Origin of the sequence: Alcaligenes sp. EGD-AK7, assembly GCF_000465875.3 — a bacterium.
Classification (GTDB): Bacteria; Pseudomonadota; Gammaproteobacteria; order Burkholderiales; family Burkholderiaceae_B; genus Alcaligenes; species Alcaligenes phenolicus.
The window spans coordinates 1-538 of sequence record NZ_AVOG02000059.1 but is presented as its reverse complement, the minus strand read 5'-3'; the positions used below and the strand labels follow the sequence as shown (position 1 = coordinate 538).

Sequence of the window (538 nt, the reverse complement as noted above, 5' to 3'; positions counted from 1 at the left end):
CTTCACGTGTAGGAGCGGGCCCTGCCCGCGATTCGCGCGCAGGGCGCGCTCCTACAAGGGGAATGCAATGGCGTGGATGGGATCACCCCGGCTTTCCGCGCCCCAAAAGCAAAACCCCCGACCAGCCAGGCTGATCAGGGGTTTTGGGATAGGTGCTTGACGATGACCTACTCTCACATGGGGAAACCCCACACTACCATCGGCGATGCGTCGTTTCACTGCTGAGTTCGGGATGGGATCAGGTGGTTCCAACGCTCTATGGTCGTCAAGCAATTCTTTCGGATGCTCGTGGCTTGCGCACACGCTCACCCTGATTCGGGTATGTGACAGGTCTTCTTTGCGGTTCACACGAACTTTCGGTTCGTCGACTTCACCGTCTAACACACAAATTGTTTGGGTGTTATATGGTCAAGCCTCACGGGCAATTAGTATTGGTTAGCTCAACGCCTCACAGCGCTTACACACCCAACCTATCAACGTCGTAGTCTTCGACGGCCCTTTAGGGAGCTCAAGCTCCAGTGAGATCTCATCTTGAGGC

2 rRNA genes are annotated in these 538 nt (G+C 55.6%); both read right to left on the bottom strand.

The annotated features are described in order from the left end of the window. Nucleotides 1–154: 154 nt before the first annotated feature. A 5S ribosomal RNA gene (rrf, locus tag N879_RS16925) occupies nucleotides 155–270 on the bottom strand. A 134-nt stretch (nucleotides 271–404) separates the two neighbouring features. After that, nucleotides 405–538 (bottom strand): 23S ribosomal RNA (locus tag N879_RS16920); the annotation flags it as partial.